Origin of the sequence: Okeania sp. SIO2B3 (genome assembly GCF_010672525.1) — a bacterium.
Lineage (GTDB): Bacteria > Cyanobacteriota > Cyanobacteriia > Cyanobacteriales > Microcoleaceae > Okeania.
The window spans coordinates 1-26,103 of the sequence record NZ_JAAHGH010000097.1 but is presented as its reverse complement, the minus strand read 5'-3'; the positions used below and the strand labels follow the sequence as shown (position 1 = coordinate 26,103).

15 protein-coding genes and 1 pseudogene are annotated in these 26,103 nt (G+C 36.8%); 9 read left to right on the top strand and 7 right to left on the bottom strand.

The window, feature by feature from the left end:
* Positions 1-664: 664 nt before the first annotated feature.
* Complete coding sequence (gene ispD / locus F6K15_RS31295) at positions 665-1,384, bottom strand: 2-C-methyl-D-erythritol 4-phosphate cytidylyltransferase (RefSeq protein WP_293068988.1); 720 nt, start codon at positions 1,382-1,384, stop codon at positions 665-667.
* 153 nt (positions 1,385-1,537) lie between these two features.
* Between ispD and F6K15_RS31290 the strand changes: the two genes are divergently transcribed.
* Complete coding sequence (locus F6K15_RS31290) at positions 1,538-2,503, top strand: glycosyltransferase family 9 protein (protein WP_293068985.1); 966 nt, start codon at positions 1,538-1,540, stop codon at positions 2,501-2,503.
* Between the two features lie 67 nt (positions 2,504-2,570).
* Here the strand turns inward: F6K15_RS31290 and F6K15_RS31285 are convergent, their stop codons facing one another.
* From F6K15_RS31285 to F6K15_RS31275, 3 genes are all read right to left on the bottom strand, one after another.
* Positions 2,571-2,768: a hypothetical protein gene (locus F6K15_RS31285; RefSeq protein WP_293068982.1), complete on the bottom strand. Its 198-nt coding sequence runs from the start codon at positions 2,766-2,768 to the stop codon at positions 2,571-2,573.
* A gap of 95 nt (positions 2,769-2,863) precedes the next feature.
* Complete coding sequence (locus F6K15_RS31280; protein ID WP_293068979.1) at positions 2,864-3,010, bottom strand: hypothetical protein; 147 nt, start codon at positions 3,008-3,010, stop codon at positions 2,864-2,866.
* 9 nt (positions 3,011-3,019) lie between these two features.
* Positions 3,020-3,505: a CRR6 family NdhI maturation factor gene (locus F6K15_RS31275; RefSeq protein WP_293068976.1), complete on the bottom strand. Its 486-nt coding sequence runs from the start codon at positions 3,503-3,505 to the stop codon at positions 3,020-3,022.
* 424 nt (positions 3,506-3,929) lie between these two features.
* Here F6K15_RS31275 and F6K15_RS31270 point away from each other — a divergent pair, with 424 nt between their 5' ends.
* Positions 3,930-4,373, top strand: a complete 444-nt coding sequence (locus tag F6K15_RS31270; RefSeq protein WP_293068973.1) for a Fur family transcriptional regulator — start codon at positions 3,930-3,932, stop codon at positions 4,371-4,373.
* 732 nt (positions 4,374-5,105) lie between these two features.
* The gene (locus tag F6K15_RS31265) at positions 5,106-7,319 is read left to right on the top strand and encodes a hypothetical protein (protein ID WP_293068970.1); all 2,214 of its coding nucleotides are present in this window, start codon (positions 5,106-5,108) and stop codon (positions 7,317-7,319) included.
* 161 nt (positions 7,320-7,480) lie between these two features.
* Here F6K15_RS31265 and tnpB read toward each other — a convergent pair.
* Positions 7,481-8,632, bottom strand: a pseudogene (tnpB, locus tag F6K15_RS31260) (IS200/IS605 family element RNA-guided endonuclease TnpB).
* A gap of 316 nt (positions 8,633-8,948) precedes the next feature.
* On the opposite strand from tnpB, the gene F6K15_RS31255 reads away from it, so the two are divergent.
* From F6K15_RS31255 to F6K15_RS31230, 6 genes are all read left to right on the top strand, one after another.
* Positions 8,949-10,865, top strand: a complete 1,917-nt coding sequence (locus tag F6K15_RS31255) for a DUF3685 domain-containing protein (RefSeq protein ID WP_293068967.1) — start codon at positions 8,949-8,951, stop codon at positions 10,863-10,865.
* A 2,159-nt stretch (positions 10,866-13,024) separates the two neighbouring features.
* Positions 13,025-13,846 (top strand): PD-(D/E)XK nuclease family protein, encoded by an 822-nt coding sequence (locus F6K15_RS31250; protein WP_293068963.1) that lies wholly within the window; start codon positions 13,025-13,027, stop codon positions 13,844-13,846.
* Positions 13,847-14,497: 651 nt separating this feature from the next.
* Positions 14,498-15,694, top strand: coding sequence for an ATP-binding protein (locus tag F6K15_RS31245; protein WP_293068960.1), 1,197 nt, complete (start codon positions 14,498-14,500; stop codon positions 15,692-15,694).
* Between the two features lie 644 nt (positions 15,695-16,338).
* Positions 16,339-18,720: a single-stranded-DNA-specific exonuclease RecJ gene (recJ, locus tag F6K15_RS31240; protein WP_293068957.1), complete on the top strand. Its 2,382-nt coding sequence runs from the start codon at positions 16,339-16,341 to the stop codon at positions 18,718-18,720.
* A gap of 836 nt (positions 18,721-19,556) precedes the next feature.
* Positions 19,557-21,833, top strand: a complete 2,277-nt coding sequence (locus F6K15_RS31235; RefSeq protein WP_293068955.1) for a serine/threonine phosphatase — start codon at positions 19,557-19,559, stop codon at positions 21,831-21,833.
* A 357-nt stretch (positions 21,834-22,190) separates the two neighbouring features.
* The gene (locus F6K15_RS31230) at positions 22,191-23,411 is read left to right on the top strand and encodes a protein kinase (RefSeq protein ID WP_293068952.1); all 1,221 of its coding nucleotides are present in this window, start codon (positions 22,191-22,193) and stop codon (positions 23,409-23,411) included.
* Between the two features lie 862 nt (positions 23,412-24,273).
* On the opposite strand, the gene F6K15_RS31225 is transcribed toward F6K15_RS31230, so the two are convergent.
* Positions 24,274-24,492, bottom strand: a complete 219-nt coding sequence (locus tag F6K15_RS31225) for a DUF4327 family protein (RefSeq protein ID WP_293068949.1) — start codon at positions 24,490-24,492, stop codon at positions 24,274-24,276.
* Between the two features lie 1,227 nt (positions 24,493-25,719).
* Positions 25,720-26,103, bottom strand: a 384-nt coding sequence (locus tag F6K15_RS31220) for a serine hydrolase (protein ID WP_363269095.1), incomplete at its 5' end; no start/stop codon positions are given.

Here is a 26,103-nt window from a genome sequence, read left to right as displayed (position 1 = left end):
TTTTTTTCTGAGCAAATAAATCATTATAGTAGTCGAAGGAAAAGGCGCGGACAAAGTAAAAGCTTAGAACTCAGACAACATAAAATTTTTCTTTCTCTCCTAGATAAATACACACCTTTTTTCCTAGATAACTATACACCTTCTTACTTCTTCCTTCTCCCTTCAAGTACTTAGGATAAATGCACTTTTTTTCTGAGCAAATAAATCATTATAGTAGTCGAAGGAAAAGGCGCGGACAAAGTAAAAGCTTAGAACTCAGACAACATAAAATTTTTCTTTCTCTCCTAGATAAATACACACCTTTTTTCCTAGATAACTATACACCTTCTTACTTCTTCCTTCTCCCTTCAAGTACTTAGGATAAATGCACTTTTTTTTCTGAGCAAATAAATCATTATAGTAGTCGAAGGAAAAGGCGCGGACAAAGTAAAAGCTTAGAACTCAGACAACATAAAATTTTTCTTTCTCTCCTAGATAAATACACACCTTTTTTCCTAGATAACTATACACCTTCTTACTTCTTCCTTCTCCCTTCAAGTACTTAGGATAAATGCACTTTTTTTTCTGAGCAAATAAATCATTATAGTAGTCGAAGGAAAAGGCGCGGACAAAGTAAAAGCTTAGAACTCAGACAACATAAAATTTTTCTTTCTCTCCTAGATAACTAAACACCTTCTTCCTTCTTACTTCTTCCTTCTTCCTTCTTCAATGCTTGTGCCAAAATAAATTCTGCTACTCTTAAATCCACAGGAGTTGTTACCTTAAGATTAGTCTCCTCCCCCGCAACAACCTTTACAGGCAAACCACATTTTTCAAACAAAGCAGCATCATCAGTAACTTCCCAACCCAACTGACGCCCCTTTTCGTGACATTCCTTCAATAACTTCACCTCAAAACCTTGAGGAGTCTGAGCAGCCCATAAATTACGACGATCTGGTGTATCCTGAATTACACCCGACGAATCAACAACCTTAATCGTATCCTTAACTGGCACAGCAGCAATTAAACCAGGACACCTAACAACCTCCTCCGCACACCTATCCAATAGTTCCGGAGTAACCAAACACCTTGCCCCATCGTGAATTAACACCTGTTCCGCCTCCGGGGGCAAAGCCTGTAAACCCTTATAAACAGACTCCTGACGAGTCGATCCTCCCTCAATCAACTCTATAGACTTATTAGTAGACAAACCAGAAATCATCTTTTGAAAATCTGGAAAATCAACAGGCTGGCCAATAATACCAATCCAATTAATATAATGAGATTTGAAAGCAGCCTCAAGAGTCCAACTTAGCAACGGTTTATCCAATAGAGTCAGCAAAAGCTTGTTCCGTTGGCTTCCCATGCGTCGCCCCATACCAGCAGCAGGAATCAATAAATACATTTAATTTTGTGTTTTAGGTTTCTAATGAATAATTCTGAATAATTCAATATAGTGGTAAAAATTGAATGTCTACTAAAGAAATAACCCCCAATCAGAATCGTAAGATATGGTTGGTATTGTGTTCAACTAATAATTAAGCTAAATTCCTTAAATATGAGAATACTAGCCCTTGTCCCTGGTGGAATTGGCGACCAAATCTTATTCTTTCCTACTCTGGATGACCTGAAAAAATCTTATCCAGAATCTCAAATTGATGTAATTGTAGAACCTCGCTCAAAGGGTGCATACCGAGTCTGTAAGTCCGTACAGGATGTCTTGGCCTATGACTTCAAAGATGCCAATAGTCTCGCTGACTGGGGAAACTTGTTAGGTATTATGCGCGATCGCGAATACGAAGCAGTAATTTCTCTTGGACAACGTTGGACAGTTGGCCTTTTGCTGTGGTTAACAGGAATTCCTCAACGGGTAGGTTATGCAGGTAATGGGGCAATCTTTCTCACGAACCCTATACCCCTGAAAACTGAACAATATGCAGCTCAGATGTACCATGATTTATTGCCAGGAATGGATGTTGTCACACCTTTCCCTGGACTATCTATCAATGTACCTAAAGCAGATATTGATTGGGCAGAAGCTGAACAAAAATTTTTAGGAGTATCGGAAAGTGGGTATGTTCTGATTCATGGCGGTTCTAGCGAACTAGCTCAGATGAAAGGTATTGATAAAATCTACCCTACCAATTATTGGCAGGAGATTATTACAGAACTACAGCAGAAGCAACCTAATTTACCAGTAGTGGTAGTCAAAGGTCCTGAGGATGGAACTTGGGTCAATGAAATTACTCAATTGTGTCCAGATGTCAAAGTAGTGATGCCTGGGGATATAGGTAAATTGGCGGCTATTATCGCTGCTGCTAATTTAATGCTATGTACTGATAGTGCTCCTATGCACTTAGCAGTTGCAGTTGGGACATATACTATTGGTTTATTTGGTCCAACTAACCCTGAAAAATTATTACCCAAGAGCGATCGGGTAATTGCGGTCAAGTCTCCTACTGGTAAAATGAGCGATATTTCACCCCAAGAAGTTTTAAATAAAATTTGGGGTGGAGAAGGGTGAAGAAGCGGTCAGCGGTCAGCATTCAGCAATCAGTAGGATCATTTTTTTAAGGGTAAGCATCTTGTTGTCAGGCAGTCTTTGCTTCACAAAAATTTTCTCTAACCCTAAGTTTTCTGTCTGGGTCGAAGTGGTCTAGCACTCCCATGTGGAATGGGCATCTTGCCCGTTCCTGATATTTTCCCGTTCCTGATATTTTCACCGCAGGCAGGATACCCACCCCACTGATATTCATCCCGCTCCTCAGCAATGCCCAGGTGTTTGACATTTCTCTTTTGTCTGTGGCCTATTTTGGTGGGCGTTCCTTAGCGGATGTTTGGTCCGCAAGGTTGCACCGCTGTAACCTCAACTTCAATTTATTTGCTAACAGAGCATACTGCCATATCTATAGGTATTAATATTCGGTAGTCCTGCATGGTAATGGTGAGGATATATATTTTTTAATTTCCCCATCCCCCCATCCCCCCCATCTCCCCATCTCCCCATCTCCCCATCCCCCCATCTCCCCATCCCCACCACCTAATCTTCTTCTGGAATTGAGCTAAAAAATTCTTCTGCTAAGTCATAACCTAACATTTGAGACATGGACATTAATCTAGATTTGCTAGAAATACCTTGTTGATGTAGCCATTTTCTTAAGACAAAAATTTTTTGCATCAAAAATATTTCTAACGCTTCTGGGTTATATTGGACACCTTCAGTGCGATGAAATTGGTGAGGTACAAGCATAGCAGTATAACGAGCTAATTCACCCTCTTTCCAGTTGAGCAAAAATGGCAACCAAGGATAAAGACTGTCCAAACGAATAAACCATAAACGTACTTCTGGAATTTCTGAAAGTTCTCGTGGGTCTTGGGGGTCGCGATTATAGTTAATAGTAAAATTTAGCTGCTGTTCAGAAGAGGCGATCGCTCCTTCACTCAGCAGTTGAGATATGACACTTTGAACTGGAGATACATCTAAGTTATGGAAGTGTTCGGTATTAAGGGCGATCGTAATTGCCATCTTTATCAGGTATAAATAATTATTAATGTATTTCTATATAACAGAAGGAAGAGGGAAGAGGGAAGAGGGAAGAAGGTGTTTAGTTATCTAGGAGAGAAGGAAAAATTTTGCTTTGTCTGAGTTTTAAGGTTTTGATATTTGGATTAGGAAGCAAGTTGATTCAAATTCCCCTGACAAAGAAATTCTGCCTAGATAGCCTTTTTGATGTTGCTCGGTGGTATGGCAAAAAACGGGATAGTTAGGACTTATGCTGATGATGAACTGAATAATGGGAAAAACATTTCCCGTTATTCCCTACTGCCTATTGTCTGATATAATAACAAGCCTATAATTTTTCTCACAAATAGCAAAACTGACGGTTAATACCTTTCAGTGCTAATTGCTATAGAATTATTTGCAGTTGATTTGGAGAAAAGTTGGCGCTGTGAAACAAATTTCCTCATTAGAAGATGCTCTAAATTATTGTAAGGCTAAGGGAATGCGCCTGAGTCGTCAGCGTCGATATATACTAGAAATTTTGTGGCAAGAGAAAAAACATCTATCAGCCAGAGAAATATACCATCGATTAAATCTCCAAGGTAAAGAAATTGGTCATACTTCTGTGTATCAAAATCTTGAATTTCTATCAAAAGAGGGAATTATTGAATGTATTGAACGTGCTGATGCTTGTTTGTATGGCCATAAAAGTGAGTCTCACTCTCATATTAACTGCTTAGATACAGGACAAATTATGGATGTTTATGTAGAATTGCCTCAAGAGTTGCTTGAGCAAATAGAAACACAGATAGGAGTTAAAATTACTGATTATCGTATAGACTTTTATGGTCACTACAGCCATAATTTTGGCAGTAGAACGATAAAAGATTAGAAAATAAAAGGTTATTTGACTGAGAAGTATCAGTAAATTAACTCGAATAGACTTAATTCTCATCAGCCATAAAATTAAGCATCATTTATAATCAACATCTACTATCTCTGAACAAGTCCAAAAAATTAAAAATGTTTAGTTTAAAGCTACTCACCTAAATTATTTTCAGGTTATCCAATAGCTAAGAAAATGCCCAGATAAAATATTAAATAAATTTGCTAAAATCAATAATTTTGGCTGAAGTTTGGGTGAAGTAAATAATTTAGTCAATGTGCTGAAATGTCTAAGACCAATTTGATAAATTTTTGCTACAAATAGCTAGGATATTTCTTAGGATTCAACCCACCCGCAGGCCCCTCCCCTCCTGGGAGGGGAAGTCAGGAAGACCGAGTCACACGGGAATGGCTTCAATACCATTTTTGACCTAGGAAATTATATTTTTTGTCAAAGGGACATATCCTTTAAAGTCTTTTAATCATGCTTATTATTAGTAACATTCTTTTTTCAAAATGGTATAACATATATACAATAAAATTTCCTATATTATATGTTAGTTTGAGCTAACAAACCTCTGATTTTTAATATTTCTAGGTCAAGCTCAAGCTTAAATTTAAAGTTTTCCTTCAGAGGTATGAAAAACATCCTAGGTAATGAAAAAAGCTAAATATAGTATTAGTTGAAAAAAAAATAACCTGCTTAACAGTTAGTACAATTAGCGCAGTAAAATTTACTATGTCATCAAAAAATATTTCACAACAAAAAAACTTTGCGGTTTCCCATAACTCTTCTAAAGATGGAGAAAATGGCTATAGTAGTACTTCCATCGTCAAAAAAGAATTAACAGATACTATTACTTCTACCTCACAAACTTTAGATAAAGAACTAAACAATACTTCAGAAGTTAAACCAGAAAAAGATTCCCAAATATCAACAACTGCAAAACCAAATAGAAAACCAAAAAGTTATTGGGGATGGCAACTAATTTGGTGGAGTGTTGCAGCAGGTTTTGGGATAACAGGTGGTGCAGCACTTCTATGGTTACTGGTTAACCCACCCCAACCAAACTGCCAACAAATTTCTCCATTATCAGCAGATGGAGAACGACTATATTGTGCCCACAAAGCTGCTGAGTCCAGAGACCTAAAACAGTTGGAAACAGCTCTAGCTTTAGTAGAAAGTTGGCCAGAAGAACATCCTCTCTATCAACTAGGTCAACAAATGACGGGAGAATGGACAAAATTAATTATCGCCGTTGCTAATCAAAATATTAGAGAGGGTGACTTACAAGCAGCTCTAGATACAGTAGCGAAAATTCCTGAAAGCAGTCCAGCTTATTCTAGGGTAGAAGAGGCAGTGGCAAGTTGGAAAAAACAATGGGCAGAAGGTCAATCTCTTTATGACCAAGCGGAACAAGCCATGAAAGCTATGGACTGGAAAAAAGCCTCCGCTTATTCCCTAGCAATGTCAAAACTAGATAATGTTCACTGGCAAAGTGTTAAGTTTAGAGAAATATTAGAGCGCATGGCCTTAGAAAAAAAAGGTTGGCAAATCTTAAAAGATGCTCGCTATCTAATTTATCGGGAAACAGCAAATGAGTATGGAGAAGCGATCGCTCTCGCCAGAAAAATAGATCCAAAACTCTATATTCGAGACAGAGCTGAGAAAGATATTCAAAAGTGGAGTCGTAGTTTAATCGAAATAGCAACTGAACGTATAGAAGAAAAAGACCTCAAAGGAGCGATCGCGGCCATTGAGTATATTCCTTCTGACTACAAACTGAAAAAAGAGGGCAAAGATTTAATTTTACTAGGCCATGCTAAAGCAGCAACATGGAATCAATCTATGGAAGGCTCTGAAGTTGGTAATATGGTAGCCCTAGCAGAAGGAAAAGCAGCAGCAGCTCAAATTACTTCTAATAGCCCCTATTATCAACAAGCCCAAACTCAAATTCAACAGCTGCAAAAACAGTTAGACGACCTCGCTCATATTCAGCTAGCCAAAGCGATCGCCAGTGTGGGTCAACCTGCAACATTAAAGTTAGCTATAGACCAAGCTAAAATGGTTGGCCTCGAACAACCAAAGCGCATCCAAGCCCAAACTTTAATTGCTAAATGGCGCAAAGACCTTTTGAAGATAGAAGACCAACCTTACGTTGTCTTAGCGAAACAGCTAGCAAAACAAGAAACTGTGGATAGTTATAATTCAGCGATTAAACAAGCTAGTTATGTTGCTTTGGAGCGTCCCTTGAGAATAGAAGCTCAGACTCTAATAGCTGAGTGGAATAAACGAGTACAAATTATTGAAGATTCACCGTTATTAGCAGAAGCTAGAGTCTTAGCAAAGGAAGGAAAGCTTGGACAAGCTATTGATGTGGCGTATGAAATAGAAAGTGGTCGTGCTTTGTATGAAGAAGCTCAGGATGAAATTTATAAGTGGGGTACAGAGCTACAAATTGCCCAAGACAGGCCAATTCTCAATCAAGCTTATGGTCTGGCCGAGCAAGGCCGTCTTACTGCTGCGATTAATACAGCTTATCAAATTGGCTATGGTCGCGCTCTCTATTATGAAGCTCAAGGTGCTATCTCTAAATGGGCATCTGAACGAGATGCTATATGGGCAGCACAACAGGCGGAAGAAGCTCGCAGACGGCGACAGTACCAACCGGCACCAGCGCCTAGTCCACAATATTATTCACCAGCACCTAGCCCACAATATTATTCACCAGCACCTAGTCCACAATATTATTCACCAGCCCCACAGAGGTCTTACTCACCAGCACCTAGCCCGCAATATTATTCGCCAGCACCTAGTCCACAATATTATTCACCAGCACCTAGCCCACAATATTATTCACCAGCCCCACAAAGTTCTTATTCACCAGCTCCAGCTCCAGCTCCAGCTCCAGCTCCAGCCTCAAGTTCAGATGCATATTTACTGCAAGAATGATGAGCCAATCAATATTTATCAGTTAGGCATTTAAACTCAAAAAAAGAGTTTCCGCTAGAGGGAAAACAGAAGCAGGGAAAATTTTATTTATCTTATAATGTGCAAGTTCTGGTATCGTGAAGTACCCCACCCTACTCCGTTGAGGGTGGGGCTTCCTCAGCTCAAGGCGTAACTGTCTTGATACAGGGTATTTCAACCATCTCTTTAGGCGTAGATTTGGATGCTTCCCACTCTATATATCCATCACAGAATTGCAGCAAATTTTCACAAGCGTTGATATCTCTATCGTGATGTGCATGGCATTCTGGACAAGTCCATTCTCTATCTTTTAGTGTTAAATCTTCTTTGATATACCCACAGTTAGAGCATCTTTTAGAACTAGGAAAGAATCTATCAATTCGTTTAATTTCACAGCCATAGATGTCACCTTTGTATTCCAAAAGAGTTAATAATTTTCCCCAAGCAACATCACTAATTTGCTTGGCTAACTTGGGATTTTTGACCATCCCTTTAATGTTTAAATCCTCACAACTAATAACTTGGTTTTCGTTAGTCAGTTTGAGACTTATTTTCTGCTGATAGCCTAATCTTTGATTAACGACTTTCTCGTGTATTTTAGCTACTTTAACTCTAGCTTTTTTTCTATTGTTAGAATCTTTAGTTTTGCGACTTAACCTTCTTTGTCTAATTTTTAATCGTCTTAATGAGCGTTGAAAATAACGAGGGTTTTCAAACTTTTCAGGTTTATTAGTAATACAAAAATCTTTAACTCCAAGATCCATCCCGATTTTTTCCCCGTTTCAGGGAGCTTTTGGGATATCTAACTCGGTAACAACTCAAGCAAAATATTTCCCTGATGGGGTTTTACTAATCGTTACACTCTTAATGTCTCCTTTTATTTCTCGATGAATTACCATTTTGATAGCAGACATTTTAGGAAGTTTTAGTTTCCCTCCAGAGGTAATAGAAAAATGCTGAGGAACAGGAAAAGATTGTCGATTAGACCTTTTTTTGAATTTAGGAAATTTAGCCAACCCTTTTAAAAAACGAGAGTAAGCCGTTTCTAAATCTTTAAGAGTTTGTTGTAATCCTTGAGAATTAACCTCTTTTAACCATTCAAACTCTTTTTTTAGAGATGTTAGTAATTTAGCCCATTCTTTGTATCGAATGCTCTTTTTACAATCGGCATAAATATCAGTAGTTAAGGGTAGAAAATAGTTATACACAAATCTTGAACAACCAAAGCATTTTGCTAAGAATTGTTGCTGTTCTTGATTTGGATACAACCTAAAACGAAACGCTTTATTACCCATGTTTGATATCTCCTTAACACAAGTATAGCATGGGTTATCTATTTTGTTTGTGCAACGCCAGTTAAACTATATGCAGACTCCCTTTGGTCGGTTTATTTATTGGTCGCCATTCATCCCCATCTTCTCAAAAAGTTGGGGTATTCTGGCGACATTAGGATAAAATTTGTAAATTAATGGGACATCGAGTCCCATTAATTTACCGTCGATTCATCTGACACCAAATTTTCAATTATGGTGTGAGTCTTCTCGACGCTCTAGCTAAAAGTCATAATGTTACTTATTAGTGCCCTTAAATATCTCAATTCCAAATCAATTTATGAATGGTGAATCAGCATTACAATTGCTGCTCATTGATAACGATCCTATCTTTAGGATGGGGTTAAAATTTGCTTGCGAGCAGTTTTCAGACATTGAAATAGTAGGTGAGGCAGAGGTAGGAGCAGAAGCTATAAAAATTATTCAAAATTTGATAACACAAGAAAAAAATTTTTTGATAATTTTAGATATAGAAACCCAGAATTCATCCGATCAAACTACACAGGATATTAAAATCTCTGGAATTGACTTTTGTAAAGAGCTAAAAACTTCATATCCTCAATTATTAATATTATTATTAACATCCCTACAAGACACTGCATTATTAGCATTAATCCAAGAATTAGGTGTTAGTGGATACTGCCCTAAAGGAATAAGTATTTCTAAGTTAGAAACTATTATTCGACAAGTTGCAAATGGTCAGTCTTATTGGGTAAATAGTTCTCTTAGAGAAGATGTGCCAGAAAATTATGGCAAAGTGACAACTTCAGCTCTAAAAGTTCAAACAGCAAACTTTTTCAAAACTCTTCGTTACAATGTTTGTAATTCGGGACTAAAACAGATAGATTTGTCTCTTGCAGAAATCACTTCTCAACTAGATGAAAGTGTAAAAAAATTAGATAGAAATAATTTAACTTCTGTACTTAATGTAGCGATTAATTCTGGGCAACGTCGAGAATTACTAACTGCTAGATGGATAGTTAATCAATTATTACCTCGTTCTTTTGATCTGCCAAAACAGCCAGAAAAATATGTAAATAGAGATAGTTTTTTTGACTCAAAACTGCAATATCTTACAGGGTTAAATTTCAATAAAAAATCTAATCCAGTGAATACTAATGAGCAAATTGTAGCAACAAAAAATTTAGAAGTTATTTCTCAGACTCCTACGGAAGAAATAAATGTACAAACAGTAATATTTGAAGCAACAATCTCTAAATTAAACTCTAATTTAATTAATCTTAGTAAATTACCAATGGAAATAGATATCTTGCGGGGTGCTAAGAAGCAAGAACTAATATATATAGCTTTATGTAAATTTGAAGATATTCTTGATGAACTGCGTATTACTCCTATTTTGCTGGAAGAAATACCAGAAAAAAGAAATGAGATTATCAGTAATTTGTGGGAAGTTACGACCCAAGTTTTTTTTAGTAAATACTATCAAGTAGAAATAAGTAGTAGAACAATGGCTCTCGGTTCTTTTGCAGAAAAAATCAGATTAGAAGTGATGCCAGTATTGTTAAATGATGTAGAGAATGTGCATGAATTTATTCTGAATAAGATTCCTTTAGTTGAAGAATTAATAGAGTATTTATTATTTCAAGTTCCTTTAGTAGTCGATAATAAATCTTGTGCTGTAGGTACTCCTGAAGCTATGCAACTTTCTGAAGGGTTATTGCAAAATTTATTAATTTCAATTGCTAATGCTGTGATGTACCCTTTATTAAATAATTTTGCCGATGTTGAAGAAATTAAACAAGATTTTTATAGTCTGCAGTTATTATCAACACGAGACATTGAAAAATTCCGTAATAGTTTATCTTGGAGATATCGTATAGAACAATATGTAGGGGAACCAAAAGCAATTTTTGAGAGTAATTTTTCTTTGTTTGTTTTGAATGAAACTGGCATTAAAAAAATGGCTATTTATTCACCCCGTAGACACGAATTAGCAAAACTTTCAGGAATTCCACTTACAGTAACATTACTTCTAGAAACTCGTGATGCAATAGCTCCTGGTATTCGTGCAACTGTTTCTTTTATTGGTAGTGGAATTGTTTATTTACTTACTCAAGTAGTTGGACGTGGTATAGGTTTAATTGGGAGAGGTATTTTTCAGGGTCTTGGTAATTCTTTTCAAGATGCTAAATTAGGCAGAAATAATAATAGAGAAGAAACAAAAAGAAATAACTAATACCAACTTTATGTGAGGCTCAACAGAATAAGGAGTCAAGAGTTAGGAGAAAATCATGGTGGTCAATAAAAGAATATCATGTCCGCTTGAATACTTATACTTTGGTTGAAGGAAGGCAGAGGGCAGCTATGCTTGAGGCAGAAGGATTTCTTCCAATTGTGACTTAGATTCTATACACGCTCCAATGCTACCGGACATGATATAAATAATTAAGTAGGGCTTGCTGATTAATTATCAAAGTATTGACTGTTATTGGCTTGAGCGTTTTTTGGTTGAAAAAAGTACCAGCTTTGGAATGGAAAAAGCTCATGCCTGCTACTATTTTAGGATGATTATGGCAGAAAAATTGTCCCTCAATTTTTCAGACTACCTCCTCGCTCATTCCCCGTTTCTTCTGTCTCCTGTCTCCTGTCTTCCCCTCCACCGGCAGGGCTAATTCATTGCCTGGGGAGAATATTAATATGAAGTACATTTAATTGTGCAAATATACAAATATCTCCATCTCCCATCTCCCCATCCCCCCACATTCCCCTCCTGGGAGGGGTTAGGGGTGGGTTCCCGTCCCCCCATCAATTTTTCGCTCGCGTGACAATAAATAGACCCTGCCCTCCACGGTCGGGGCCTGCTGGTGGGTTGTCTCCTACCCTTACCCATAAGACTTTTGAGCGCAAACCCTAAGTATTTCTGCTATGCTCTACAGTCAACTCTGATTAAAGTTTTATTCTATGCAACAAAGCCATGAATTTAGTATAAGAAATATAGAATTGTATAGCGAAGGTAAGGAAGAAAGAAGAAAGAGGGAGAAAGGAAGGATGAGGTTGGGAAAAAAAATCTTGGGATATTCCAGCATTCGATCTTTGCATTGAATGGAACTAGATCAACAAAAAAGAAATCACATTCCCCCCAAATCATTTTATTAAGCTTCTAGGCAAAGCCAGATCCTTAACTCCAAAATACACTAAATTTTACTTTTGAGCAATTAAGGCTGTATTGCTTATCTATCAATATTTTCAGCTTTTTCTAAATGGTTAAGAAATAGAGGTGCGATAACTACGTTTAGCTGCGCTATCGCATCTTTTTTCGCCCTAAATTACACCCTAAAAAGGGATGTTGAACTAATTTTGCTAATTTGATTTTAAATAACTAATGATTAATTTAATTTTTTATAAATTTTAATTATTTAAGTATTTGTAGCTACTTATCCAAGAAATAGACAAGTTTAAAGAAGTTAAAATGATAGCAATTATAAATAATGCTCATACTTGTATCTGGATTTTTTTCCTGATTGACAAAGAAGTTAGTGGGACTTATACCAATTTGATAAATGTTTACTACATTTTCGCATTGCGGGGGACCCACCCCTAACCCCTCCCAGGAGGGGAAATAGGGGAGTGAGTAGGGACGCCCTTATGCAACGTCCGTACAGGGAGAGGTAAAAATAAGAATAATTCACAATAACTGGCGTGCTAATTATCAAAAAAAATATTCAGTCTGTGTTAATTACTTAATAATTGAAGTGTCACTTAAATTAAGCATTCTTTTTTCACGCTTGGTATTAGACAAAAATCCTGTTAAAAGTCCTTAAATCTATACATATATAGGGCTTGCTGATTAAATCTAAAAGCATTGACATATAAAGACTTTAGGATTTTTGGGGTCGAATTGCAGTGCGCCTGTTTCAGTATAAAACGCTCATGCTAGGAGCGTATTTTAGGCTCATAGTTGGGCAGAACAATCTTGGGACAAAACGCCCGCTCCTAACTCCTCGCTCATTCCCCCTTTCTCCTGTCTTCCCCTCCTCTACTGGGAAGGCCCCACGGGTGGGTTGTCTCCTACCCCTACTAAAAGACTAGTGAAGCGCAAACCCTACATAGGTTTTTAGGTCAACAAGGTATAAATTTAGTAGTGATCAGGGTTTTATATAGAATCTGGTTGTTGAGACATTCTTCTTACTTGCCTTTAATATTGTGGAATGACTCGAAAAATATTGTCCTGATTTAACATTAGATCATGTCCAAATAATTTAGTGACAAAAAAACTTTCTCCTCCTTATACCTTAAAACTTCCTATTCTTCCTTCCTAGCTTCTGACTCCTGAGTCCTGACCCCTGGTCCTGAGTCCTGACTCCTCCCTAATTTCCACCGGACATGATATTGCTAATGGCAAAATATAGACTCTCTCAACAACACCTGAATCTACTCACAACTTGTCCCCGTAAATTCCAACATTTCTATCTTGATAATCTGAGCGTACCAACAACACCAGCAGAACAAGAAAGACTAAATTGGGGTAGTCAGTTTCACTTATTAATGCAGCAAAGAGAACTAGGATTACCAATAGAATCTTTAATGTTAGAAAATCAAGAAATGCAGTACTGTTTTGAAATTTTTTTTCAGGCAGCACCAGAAATATTAAATCCTCAAACTCAAGATAATATAATTTTACGTCAAGCTGAATATAGTCGTAGTATTAATTTTAATGGTTATATATTGACAGTTATTTATGATTTATTGATTGCTGATATTCAAAAAGCACAAATTTTTGATTGGAAAACTTATAGCTTTCCTCAAAATCAAACAAAGTTAGCTCAAAATTGGCAAACACGCTTATATCTTTACACTCTAGTTGAAACTAGCAAATATTTGCCAGAAGCAGTTTCGATGATCTATTGGTTTATCGAACCAAAAAGTCAAAAGTTACCTGCAAAACTAAAATTTTCTTATAATCAAGAAGCACACAAAAAAACTGAACGAGATTTAAAGCAAATATTATATCGGTTAACTAATTGGTTAAAAAATTATCAGGAAAAGGGTGAAGAATTTCCTCAAGTTCAGCAGATTGAGAGTTGTCATTCTTGTCAATTTATTAATCGTTGTCAGCGTTTTCTAAAAGTTCAGGACAAAGAAGTAGATATTAATTCTACAGTTGTTTCTGCTGACTTAATATTAAGTATAGATAGTATTCCAGAAAGATCAATTTAGCTGAAAATTATCGAATTAAATTTTAGATACAAGTCCATAGAGATTATACCAAATCCGGTTATTAAAGATATTTTATAGGATGTAAGATTCAAACCTCTCCTCATCTCCTCTACACCATGTCTCCCCATCTACATAAAAGGATACTCTATAAACCGGATTTAGTATGAGCTTAAAAATTGCTCCAGTCATTATAGAAATTATTTCTTGGTAAAATATAATAATTATTACTCTCTTGAGTAAGATACTCCCAGTATAGCTCTAATGTCGAATTTGATATAATATAAGGAAAAAAGAAAGCAATATTTCTTGAGAAGTTTAAGATTTAAGAGAGAAAAAAGGCTTGATTATTATCTCAAAATCAAAAAGTTTGTGCGGAAGTGATACCTAAGTCATACTCATTGTAACTTATTGCAGCTTTTGTCAATTGAATGAGAGATTGGGTGAAAATTTGGGACTTTAGGAAAAAGGACTCGAAAATAGAGTAATAGTTAAAGTTTACTCCTTTGTAGTTTATTCTAAGTCAATACAAGAAGCATAATTCGATGTATAACATACCTCACCTCATCGGCATAAGAAGCTTTATAATATTTATGATTATTTATTATAAGTAATTGACAAATTTCAAGTAATCGGCTTATTAGTTAAAATATTATGTCATCAAAAATACTTGTTGTAGATGATGAGCCTGATTTTGAATCACTGATCATCCGTAACTTTAGAAAAAAAATCAAAAAAAAAGAACTAGAGTTTATTTTTGCTAGAGATGGTGTAGAAGCATTAGAAATATTGTCAGAAGAATTGAGTATAGATATCGTATTAACGGATATTAATATGCCTTTAATGGATGGATTAACTTTATTAGATAATCTTCAAGATAAATATCCTGATATTAAAGCAGTAATTATTTCTGCTTATGACGATATGGAAAAAATTAGGTCGGCAATGAATAGAGGTGCTTTTGATTTCTTGACTAAACCTATAGATTTTGAAGATTTAGAAATTACGATTAAAAAAACATTAGAAAATGTTCGACAACTCAAAGAAAATAAACGTTTAAAACAAGAAAAAGATGAAGCAGAAGCAGCAAACCGAGCAAAAAGTATATTTCTCGCAAATATGAGTCATGAATTACGAACACCATTAAACGCGATTATTGGCTATAGTGAAATTTTATTAGAAGATGTCCGGGATTTAGGTTATGAAGACTTTGTTCACGACCTTGATAATATTCATACTGCGGGAAGGCATTTATTAACAATAATAAATGATATTCTCGACCTTTCAAAAATTGAAGCAGGTAAAATGGATGTTCACTTGGAAAGTTTCAAGATAATGGCATTAATTGAAAATGTTGTAGCTACTATTCAACCATTAATTGAGCAAAATAGTAATACATTAGAAATCATCTGCGAAGATAATCAGGAATTCATAGTAGCTGACCCTAATAAAATGCGCCAAGTGATTTTAAATCTTCTGAGCAATGCAGCTAAGTTTACAGAAAATGGCAACATTATTTTGAAAGTTAAAATTATTAGCAATGATGAGGATGTTACTGTTCAAAATGAAGAATTTGCCTCTAAGAAAATGTTGATTTTAAGTGTTGCTGATACTGGTATAGGTATATCAGAAAATCAAATGAATATTTTATTTCAACCATTTACTCAAGCTGACAATTCCACAACACGCAAATATGGAGGTACTGGTTTGGGTTTAGCTATTAGTCGTCACTTTTGTAAAATGATGGGTGGGGATATTTGTGTAGTAAGTGAAGTTAATAAAGGCTCAATATTTACTGTCAAAGTTCCTTTTATCAAAGAACAATTTACCTATGAAGAATTATTTGATTGAAGAAGGATAGAAGAAGGAGTCAGGAGTCAGGAGTCAGGAGACAGAATTCAGGAGAAAATCATAACTGCCGTGATTGAGTAATCAATCAAGCAAATATTTATGCTTAATTAGGGTTTGCTGATTAAATCTAAAAGCATTATAGTTGTTATCTTTTATTAAGCGCAACTTCATGGAGAAATGGTATAAGCATTCAGCCATTAGCGGTCAGCTTTTAGGAATTAGTATTTTGAGGATTATCTAATCTATTTTGTACTTTTAATTCTATTAAATCTTTTAACTTTGATTCCTCCTTAAAGGGTAATTAAATTAATAGCTGATGGCTGATACCAATTTTATCAATATTTGTAACAAAGATTTAGGTTATTTCTTAGGAGTCAGTCCTCAGTCCTCAGTCCTCAGAATGAATTGATTCAATACCAGTTTTGAGCTAGGATATTCTCTTTTTTAGTCAAAAGAACATCTCCTCTAAAGTCTTTATATCGCACTTATTATTCGTAACATTCTTTTTTCAAAATGGCATGATAATTGACACCTGAATGCTTACAATTATTGAGATAGACTTTTTTCAGATACAACCTAATATCTACCACATAATACCTGAAAATTAACCGCAGCATAGTGACAAGAAATTAAATTAATTAAAGATGTCTGAAACCAGAAATTATTGGCAAATTTATGCCTCTGATAATCCCCCTAATTCATTTGTTGAGCTTGTCAAAAAATATGCACCAAAATTATCCGTCAAATATCTACCACAATTATTATGGCAGCGTGGAATTAAAGATACTCAAAAATTAGTAGGTTTTTTAGACCCAAAACAATATCAACCAACTAACCCCTTTGAATTTGGAATAGAAATTAACAACGCTGTAGAAAGAATTATTGACGCTAAAAACAATCAAGAAAAAATTGCTATCTGGGGAGACTTTGATGCTGATGGCATTACTTCAACATCTGTACTTTGGGACGGATTAGGAGAATTTTTTCAGAAAAATCATCAATTAACTTATTACATTCCTAACAGATTAACAGAATCTCATGGTTTAAATATTGCTGGTATTCAAGAGCTAGCAAAAGCAAATTATAATTTAATAATAACCTGCGATACTGGTAGTACAAATATTGCCGAAATAGAATATGCAAATAATCTAGGGATAGATATAATTGTCACCGACCATCATACTCTACCTCCTCAACGTCCCCCCTTATTAGCTATTATTAATCCTCGTTATTTATCCCCCTCTCACCCCCTATATAATCTCTCCGGAGTAGGAGTAGCTTATAAATTAATAGAAGCACTTTATTTAACTCATCCAGAAATACCTAAACTACCCTTAAAAGAACTATTAGATTTAGTAGCCATTGGTTTAATTGCCGATTTAGTTCAACTAACAGGAGAAAGTCGGTATTTAGCACAAAAAGGAATTGAAAAATTAAGTACACAACTCCACAAAACCACCAGACCAGGAGTCGCCAAACTATTAGAATTATGTAAAAAAACAGGCGATCGCCCCACAGATATTTCCTTTGGTATTGGACCTCGAATTAACGCTGTAAGTAGAATCATCGGAGATGCCAGCTTTTGTGTAGAATTGCTCACCAGTCGTGACCCCCAACATTGTCACAAATTAGCTATAGAAACCGAATTGGCCAACTCTAGGCGCAAATCCCTACAAAAAGAAGTAGTTCGAGACGTTACCCAAAAATTGACCAAACTAGACCTTTCTACCACTAACGTCATAGTTCTCACAGACCCTCAATGGCCTGTAGGTGTGTTAGGATTAGTAGCAGGTCAAATAGCTCAAGAATACAACCGTCCCACTATTTTGTTGACAGAGGAAACTGAGGCGGTCAAAAGCTCCGACGAACCATTATTAGCCCGTGGTTCTGCTCGTTCCTTTGGTCAAATAGACCTATACCAGTTAGTTAAACATCAGGAACATTTGTTACATCGATTTGGAGGCCATCCTTTTGCTGCTGGTCTAAGTCTGCCAGTAGAAAATATCCCCATATTTACAGATGCGATTAATCAATTATTAGGACAAACATTAGGAACGACCTTTAACCAGACTTCAACAATAGAAGTAGATTTAATTGTTACCGTCTCTGAATTGGGTAGAGATTTATTTCAAGAACTTAAACTTTTAGAACCCTGTGGTATGGGCAACCCTGTCCCTAAACTTTTGCTCCAAAATTGTTGGTTTAGTAATGTTTGGCACAGAAATCAAAAAGATTTAAACGGAAAAAAAGTTCAATATATCAAAACAGATTTTGAAATTTGGGATGAGTCTGGGGAGAAAGGGTTCCCTGGTGTTTGGTGGGGTCATTATAAAGATGAAATTCCCGAAGAAAGATGTGATGCAGTGGTAGAGCTAGACTTCAATGCTTATAAAAAACGTTATGAAGTCAGACTTATTACAGTACAACCATCGATCCAAAATACTCAGTTCAAAACATCAAACCTTATAGATTGGATCTGGGACTGGCGTAATACTCAGAGAATCGATAATCTAGAAGAAATAAGAATTAATAGCCAAAAAGACTTTATTCTTCTCAGAGAATGTCCCACTAGCTGGAACGATTTGCGAATCTGGTTTCGGCGAGCAATTAATCAACAAAAGAAATTAGCGATCGCCTACTCACAACCTCCTATTGTCCCTCCGACAGATATCTGGCAACAACTTTTGGGTATTGCAAAATATCTCAGTCGTACAGCTAAACCTGTAACCCGTTATCAACTCCTAAAAAAATTAGGTATTGGCGATACTACTCTCAAATTAGGTTTGCAAGCTTTACAATATTTATGTTTTAATGTCAAGTATAAAGACCAAGCTTTTTACATAACTCAAAGTAAAATCAGAAACCAAAAACCAGAAACTCAATCCCAAATAATCGGAAAATTCCTAGCAGCAATATCAGAAGAAAAATTTCGGCAAAAATACTTCTGTGAAGTACCATTAAAAACAATAGAAGCGATCGCAGCTCAGACAATCTTAGAAGATACTACTATTTCTATTCCCTTCTAGTGCGAGAAGGCAGAAGGCAGGAGGCTTTTTTAGTTATCTAGGACAGCTTTAGTTATCTAGGACAGCTTTAGTTATCTAGGACAGCTTTAGTTATCTAGGACAGCTTTAGTTATCTAGGACAGCTTTAGTTATCTAGGACAGCTTTAGTTATCTAGGACAGCTTTAGTTATCTAGGACAGCTTTAGTTATCTAGGACAGCTTTAGTTATCTAGGACAGCTTTAGTTATCTAGGACAGCTTTAGTTATCTAGGACAGCTTTAGTTATCTAGGACAGCTTTAGTTATCTAGGACAGCTTTAGTTATCTAGGACAGCTTTAGTTATCTAGGACAGCTTTAGTTATCTAGGATAGTAGGAGGCAGAAGGGAAGAAAGGTTATTATACAGGCTTTTGAACATTTTTTCACTGGTTAGTTATTTCTGCCATCCTGCACTGGTGCTAAGACTAGATTTTAGAAACCCTATAAGTATAACTATGTACATGAACTTATGTTAATAAATATTAGTAAATCAAGTTACCGAAAAATTGTGGTTTAAACCCTTCCCTTTTAAGCTATCCCTTATAAGGGACTCCTGAAACCCTTTAGATGGGGAGATAGGGAGATGGGGGGAAAAAGCCTCTAATTAAATAGGTTTACTCTCCCGGAATACCTATTGAATGGCAAACACATAACTTCTATCTAATGTCTACGTTTTATGTTAAGAAAGATGTTTATAAAGCATAGCCTCTTAAGGGGATAATAAAGAAAATTTTCATTATTAGTCAATCCTCTTTTTTTCAAGGAGAGGTAATTATTAATTATTAATTATTAATTATTCATTATTCATTATTCTCTATTATGCTCATCTGTCCCCAATGTGAGTTTGAAAACCCGAACCAGAATAAATTCTGTGAAAAATGTGGTACATCCCTAACCTACAAAAATTGTCATCAATGTGGAACACAAGTGTACTTGAGCGTTCAACAATGTCACAACTGTGGTGCTAATATAGCTCAAGTCTGGAAGGCAATTATAATTACTCAAACAGAAGCTATCTTCCCCGACTCACCTGAAATTAATCTCAAGGAAATGGGGCAAGAAGAAGTAATCAGCGGAGCAAGTCCCCTGGCCAAAGATTCGGCGGAGTCAGCAGCAGATGTCATTACAGAAGAACCCGAAGAGATTTTAGAATCCTCCGAACCTTTGGAGCCAAAAATAGAAGTCGATCCACAACCTGCTGCCGAAGTAGAATCAGAAGATACCTTACCAGAAACAATAACTGAAGCTGACGATCCATGCCAAAAATTAGAGGAGTTAGATAATTCTGAATCAATTACCCCAGACATCCTCAGTCCAATGTCTGAAGCAGCAAACACAGAAAATCAATTATCCTCAAATCCAAATGACGATCTAAAAATTATCCCCACTGCATCAGAAAAATATTTAGATTCCCAACAGCGCTACCAACTATTAGAAACTATACCACCAAAAAACCAAAGTGAAACAGTAGTAGTGCAAGTACTAGACTGTAACCCACTAGAACAAACACCCCTCAAAGCTTGGTTGCGAAATAACTCCGGTAATTTTAGACCGCCTATTTTTAGCTCTCAAGAGAATGAATTATCGGGTTACCAAAATCAAGAAAGTCAATTCCCTACCTCAAACCAAAAGGGAGAAACAACGGAGATAGAAGCATTGATTATTCCCACCATTGCTGAACCTTATGTAGCATTATATGCCCAACTACCTCAACACTTTCCTACCGTTCAGGATGGTTGGCAGTCGCAAAACGAAGAAATATTACTTGTGGCAGACTACAGTAGTTTGCCATTATTAGTAGATATTTGGGGAAGCGAAAACCTTTCCCAACTACAAATTCTATCCTGGTTGCAACAAATGACCGAACTTTGGGTCGCTCTAGCACCATGGCATTGTTGCCAAAGTATACTGGAATATGAAAATTTGCGGGTAAGTCAAACAGACAATAATTATATCAAATTGCAACGCCTGTACTCAAAACCTGGCGAGACTCAAAATATCCAAGATTTAATGAAATTCTGGCAATCGTTATTTGAGCAATCTCAACGGACACAGTTTGGTTGGATAACAGCTTTAATGCAAGATTGGCGGGATGGTCAAATACAAACCATTGAACAATTGCGGTCGTATCTAATGACTACTGAAGATAACTTACAACCCCAACCACCTCCTACATCAGCACCTACAGTTTTGCAAACTGATGATACTTTCCCACAGATAGTAGAAAATATAGAAACTCAAGACACTGAACTTTTGCCGATACAGTTGGTAAATTTGGAAAGTGCTGGTAAAAGTGATGTAGGCAGTCAACGAGACCATAATGAAGATTCTTTTGGAATTCAAACTCAGATAGAAAACCAAGAAACACCCACCGAAAAAATTATTCAAGCTAAAGGACTTTATGTGCTCTGCGATGGTATGGGAGGACACGCTAGCGGAGAAATAGCGAGTCAAGTAGCAGTAGACACTATTAAACAATACTTTAAAGTTGAAAGTAGTTGGTCTGTAGGTTTGCCCTCTGAAGAAATAATTCGTGAGGCAGTAATACAGGCAAACAAGGTAATCTACGAGATTAATCAACAAGAAGTCCGCTCTGGCAGTAGTCGGATGGGTACTACTTTAGTGATGGCAATGGTTTACGATACAAAAGTAGCTGTAGCTCATGTGGGTGATAGTCGTTTGTATCGTCTCTCTCATCAGGGAGGGTTAGAGCAGATCACTCTAGACCATGAAGTAGGGCAAAGAGAAATTAATCGTGGAGTTGAACCAGAAATAGCTTATGGTCGCCCAGATGCTTATCAATTAACTCAAGCTTTAGGACCGCGAGATGAAAATTTTGTCAGACCTGATGTACAATTTTTCGATCTTGATGAAGATAGTCTGTTAATTCTGGCATCTGATGGTTTAACAGATAATGATTTTCTGGAAAATAATTGGAAAAATCTCCTCGAACCTCTTTTAGGCAAACAAGCTAATTTAGAGTCTGGTGTAAACCAGTTAATTGATTTGGCAAATCAGTATAATGGTCACGATAACATTACAGCAATTGTTATCCGTGCTTTAGTGAAGCCACAAAAAGGCGTTGCTGAATACTGAGGTGATTAAGGCCGACACGGGGACACGGGGACACGGGGACAGGTCAACACGGGGATTATAGTTTATCCTCTCTGATAAAATCATCCCGCAATTATGCAATGCCATAAAAAAAGATAATATTCCTTATATTAAGCCTCTTTATTGCAGAGGTACTGATAACTGATAACTGATAACTGAAATGACCAACTATTGGTGACATTTTTTAAGTGAATTGGTATAGCAGTCGAAACAAAGGGCGCGGAAATTTATAAAGGCTAAAACTCAGTCAGGGATTGCTTTTAACTTTTAACTTTTGCCTTGCGCGGAGCGCTATATAAGTTATGCTGTTGCAAAAAATTTGAAGTTCAAACACAGATTGTGATTAGGTTAACCCTCCTAGACCCTCAAAAAAACACTCCTTTAAAAAATTGGGACTTTCAGAATGAATCAATAATTAAGATTGGTCGCTCTGTGGATAATCAGGTTGTTTTATCTGATAGTTTAGTTTCACGATATCATCTGGAGCTACACAAAATACCAAAGTCCCAATCTGGAAATATTTGGCGATTAGTTAGTCAAGGTACAAATGGAACTTTTGTTAATGGAGTTTTGATGTCTCAGGGAATTATTTCTGATGGCTTCCTGATTCAGTTAGCCAGAGGCGGCCCGATTTTAAAGTTTCAGATTCAGGTTCCATCTGCTGCTAATATTCCTCAACAATGTTGTCCCCGATCTGGCGATAACCCACCAGGAAATTTATTTTGTATTTATTGTGGTAAACCAGTTAAAGTTGAACGCAGTATTCGTCAATATCAGGTATTACGGATATTGGGTCAAGGTGGCATGGGTACTACCTATTTAGCTTGGGATCGGGAGCGCAATAGTTTACAGGTAGGTGCTTCACCAGCAGCAGCTTTGGTGGTATTAAAAGAAATGAATGCTGATATGGCTCAGATCCCCAAGGCTCAAGAATTATTTAAACGAGAAGCTAGAGTTTTGGAATCATTAAATCATTCAGGAATTCCTAAGTTTTTTGACTCTTTTGTGGAAGAAGACAAGAAATATTTAGCTATGGAAATGATTCATGGTCAGGATTTGGAAAAACGTATTTCTTTACAAGGACCGGTGTTGCCCAAACAGGCAATTGAGTGGATGATTCAGACTTGCGATATTCTAGACTATATTCACTCACAAGATCCTCCACTGATCCACCGGGATATTAAACCTGCTAATCTTTTGGTACGCCGTCGCGACGATCAGATAGTGGTTTTGGATTTTGGGGCAGTAAAAGAGATTGGTACTCCTCTGGGTACGCGGATCGGCGCAGAAGGTTACAGTGCTCCCGAACAAGACCGTGGGCAACCTTTGACTCAATCCGATCTATATGCGGTGGGTGCAACCTCGATCTTTTTGTTAACTGCTCAAAGTCCAAGGCACTTCTATGATAATCGTGGTGATGGTTATCGGTTTTATGTTGAAAGCGTTCCCACTATTACACCAAAACTAAGGAAGGTGATTGAAAAAGTTACCCAACCATTACCTGGCGATCGCTATCAAACTGCTCCAGAACTGGCAGATGCTTTAAAAGATTGCCTTTGATCCACATCATCGGTATTGAAATATCTCAGTATGTACAAGGGTTTTTGAGTATTGGTAGAGATATTAAAAAAAACTTCAGCAAAAAAAACAAATGTATTTAGATGTTTACTCAATTAACCGACTCAGAGTTAAGCTCAAAGAATTGACTGAGTTTGTTTGGTAAGTTGACGAGCGAAAGTTGTACTCTAACCACATAGTACGCGCTCAAAAGTGAGCAATTATGTTTATGGGGTTGAAACTCCGCAGGATCGACCGCGTGGATTTTTCAAAAGCATTTCCTGGCGGAATTCTGTGCAAACAGCAGTTCAGCAATCAGCGGTCAGCTTGGCGCGGAAAGCGGAGCATTCCGGAACGGAAAGGGGATGCGCAACCCCTAGTTTTTCCCGGGTAAACCCATTCAGGTTGCTTTTGATTCCGCACATTATAGCGAAAATATTCAAAATTTGCAATGTGCGCGATTAAAAGTTAAAATCGTTAGCCTAGTTTCCATCCAGCCTTTGATAGCGTAGCTCAGACCTAGGAAGCAACTGACTGGTTTCCCACTTAACCGAAAGTTTATCATAAATTTAACTTGAGATGAGTCGTTCTGAATTTAACAACTAGCAGATTTTTTTTCTAATAAATCCTAATCAACCTGTCTTCAGTTACTTTGGTATCAATTTATTTTCCTGATTACAGCCTTAGAAAGCAAAAAGTTTTGTTTTATTTTTGTTTTATTTTGTAGTGCGATCGCCTAATTATTCTATACTTTCAGTCTTATTACCTAGATGTTAGGGCTAATCGACTACATTCTACCAATTTCTATCGCTTAAACTCAAGAATTGTTTAGCCTAATCAAATTAAGACTGATTAGGAAAATAGACTAATCTTCTTCCCACACCTCTACAACCAAAATTTCACCTATTGGATCTTGCATAGAAAAATCAAAGTCTTGAAGTTGTTTTTTCCAGTAAGGCCACTTATCCCCAAAAAGTAGGGCTATTTTCCAGATACTATCTGTTGGCTTGATTATATTAGATTCTACGAGGGAACTCACCTGACGCTGAAATTTTTCCATCTGGTGCATAACCTTTTGGCTCATAATACCTCTTAATTTTTTAAATTCTTCTAGGAATTAACTCCCCGATTCTCACTTTTACCGATTCGTGGATTTTTTGTGCTTTTGGGGAAGTTACCTTCTAGATTTATAGTTTAACACACTTACTTTTGACAAGGTATTATAAGTAAAACTAAATAATTAAAAATCAATAGTGAGATTTTTTTATTTAAGTCAATTTTTACAAGTTTTACTACTTGAAAAAAAGCAAATAATGTGATATTAGTCAGAAGTTTTCCTATTTGATTTTATTATAATTTGTAACATAAGATTATATATATGTTCAGAATTCAGATAAATTTAGCCATATATGCTATATTCCTATCTCCCTATCAATCATCTGTAGTAAACCTAAAAAGCGTCGGGAGGAAGTACGCAGCGCCCGTTTTAACGGCTGGTTGAATAACGACACGCGGGTAATAAAGCGAAGTAAAAATCTGCTATACTAGCGGAATAAGGAACAAGGTTTGTCGCCATGACATGACCGCGCTTTGCGGTTAAATTTCGGTGGACAGGAGACGGGGAATTAACTTCCTACGACGGTTGTTTGCGCAGTATTCGGCACCGAAAAGCAAGTAGGCAGCTAGAGCAGCGAGAAGATTGCTCCAACCAGCGCGAGTAAAACCACTTGTGAAAGCTAACAAAAAAAAAGTAAACTCACAGCTAGATTTCGATCTATGCCGAGGAGTTTAGGAGTCTGCCCTTCAGGCTTTAAGCAAATGTGGATTTATGAGGGGCTGGGTGCGGAATTTACTTCCGCACTTAAAACGCCCCGTCCCATTTGCGGTGGATTTGCCACAGAATCCAGGGTGTTTCAACCCCTGGAGATGTCAAATTAACTTATTTCATCTCAAATCAAATCTGGTAAAATAATCTCGGGGGTTGGTGAAGCACAGGTATGATACTAATCTTAATTACTTAGGAGTCAACCCACCCCTGGCCCCTCCCCCGACCGTGGAGGGGAAGTCAGAACTCAGTCCTCAGGAGGGAAAGAAAGAAGAAGAAACCCCGAGTATAAGGAGAAAGTTTTTTGGTTGGGTAAGCGGAACAGAGTTCTATCGCGCTCTTATCCGGACAGATATCATACCTCTTTTCACCAACGCTTAATCTCGCTAATAATAACTGGCATTCTGATGATGAGGTAATTGCATCTGTGTGCAATGATACAAATTTGATATCAATGGTAAACAGCAAAATATTTGCTTTATTCATTTATTGGCTATTCAATACCATCATGCGGTCGTAAACATGACGAGACAGTTTGGGGAATATTTCTTCATCTCTAGCATAAGCAGGATCTTCTGCAAAGATCGCCAGAATATAAATAGCCTTATCATCCAAAGTTCTCACAAATGCTACATCCATACGATGCTTGCTAGTGAAACCAACTTTAGAACCGAAATAAATCTTGGTAGGTAAAGATTCGCCAATAAAACCTTTGATTCCATTGTAGGGGTCATTTTGCCATGCTTCGGGTCTTAAGTCTCTAGTTAACAAATAAGCCATTCTAGTGCTGTATTTCCGTGAAACTGCCTGCCTGGTGTATATTTCATATATTAGTCTGGCAGCTTGATCGGTGGAAATCAAATTTCTGAG

Excerpts from the sequence above, each read along its gene's own strand:
- ispD (WP_293068988.1), bottom strand. The coding sequence starts at position 1,384 with ATGTATTTATTGATTCCTGCTGCTGGTATGGGGCGACGCATGGGAAGC.
- F6K15_RS31290 (WP_293068985.1), top strand. The coding sequence starts at position 1,538 with ATGAGAATACTAGCCCTTGTCCCTGGTGGAATTGGCGACCAAATCTTA.
- F6K15_RS31285 (WP_293068982.1), bottom strand. The coding sequence starts at position 2,768 with ATGTCAAACACCTGGGCATTGCTGAGGAGCGGGATGAATATCAGTGGG.
- F6K15_RS31280 (WP_293068979.1), bottom strand. The coding sequence starts at position 3,010 with ATGGGGAGATGGGGGGATGGGGAGATGGGGAGATGGGGAGATGGGGGG.
- F6K15_RS31275 (WP_293068976.1), bottom strand. The coding sequence starts at position 3,505 with ATGGCAATTACGATCGCCCTTAATACCGAACACTTCCATAACTTAGAT.
- F6K15_RS31265 (WP_293068970.1), top strand. The coding sequence starts at position 5,106 with ATGTCATCAAAAAATATTTCACAACAAAAAAACTTTGCGGTTTCCCAT.
- F6K15_RS31255 (WP_293068967.1), top strand. The coding sequence starts at position 8,949 with ATGAATGGTGAATCAGCATTACAATTGCTGCTCATTGATAACGATCCT.
- F6K15_RS31250 (WP_293068963.1), top strand. The coding sequence starts at position 13,025 with ATGGCAAAATATAGACTCTCTCAACAACACCTGAATCTACTCACAACT.
- F6K15_RS31245 (WP_293068960.1), top strand. The coding sequence starts at position 14,498 with ATGTCATCAAAAATACTTGTTGTAGATGATGAGCCTGATTTTGAATCA.
- recJ (WP_293068957.1), top strand. The coding sequence starts at position 16,339 with ATGTCTGAAACCAGAAATTATTGGCAAATTTATGCCTCTGATAATCCC.
- F6K15_RS31235 (WP_293068955.1), top strand. The coding sequence starts at position 19,557 with ATGCTCATCTGTCCCCAATGTGAGTTTGAAAACCCGAACCAGAATAAA.
- F6K15_RS31225 (WP_293068949.1), bottom strand. The coding sequence starts at position 24,492 with ATGAGCCAAAAGGTTATGCACCAGATGGAAAAATTTCAGCGTCAGGTG.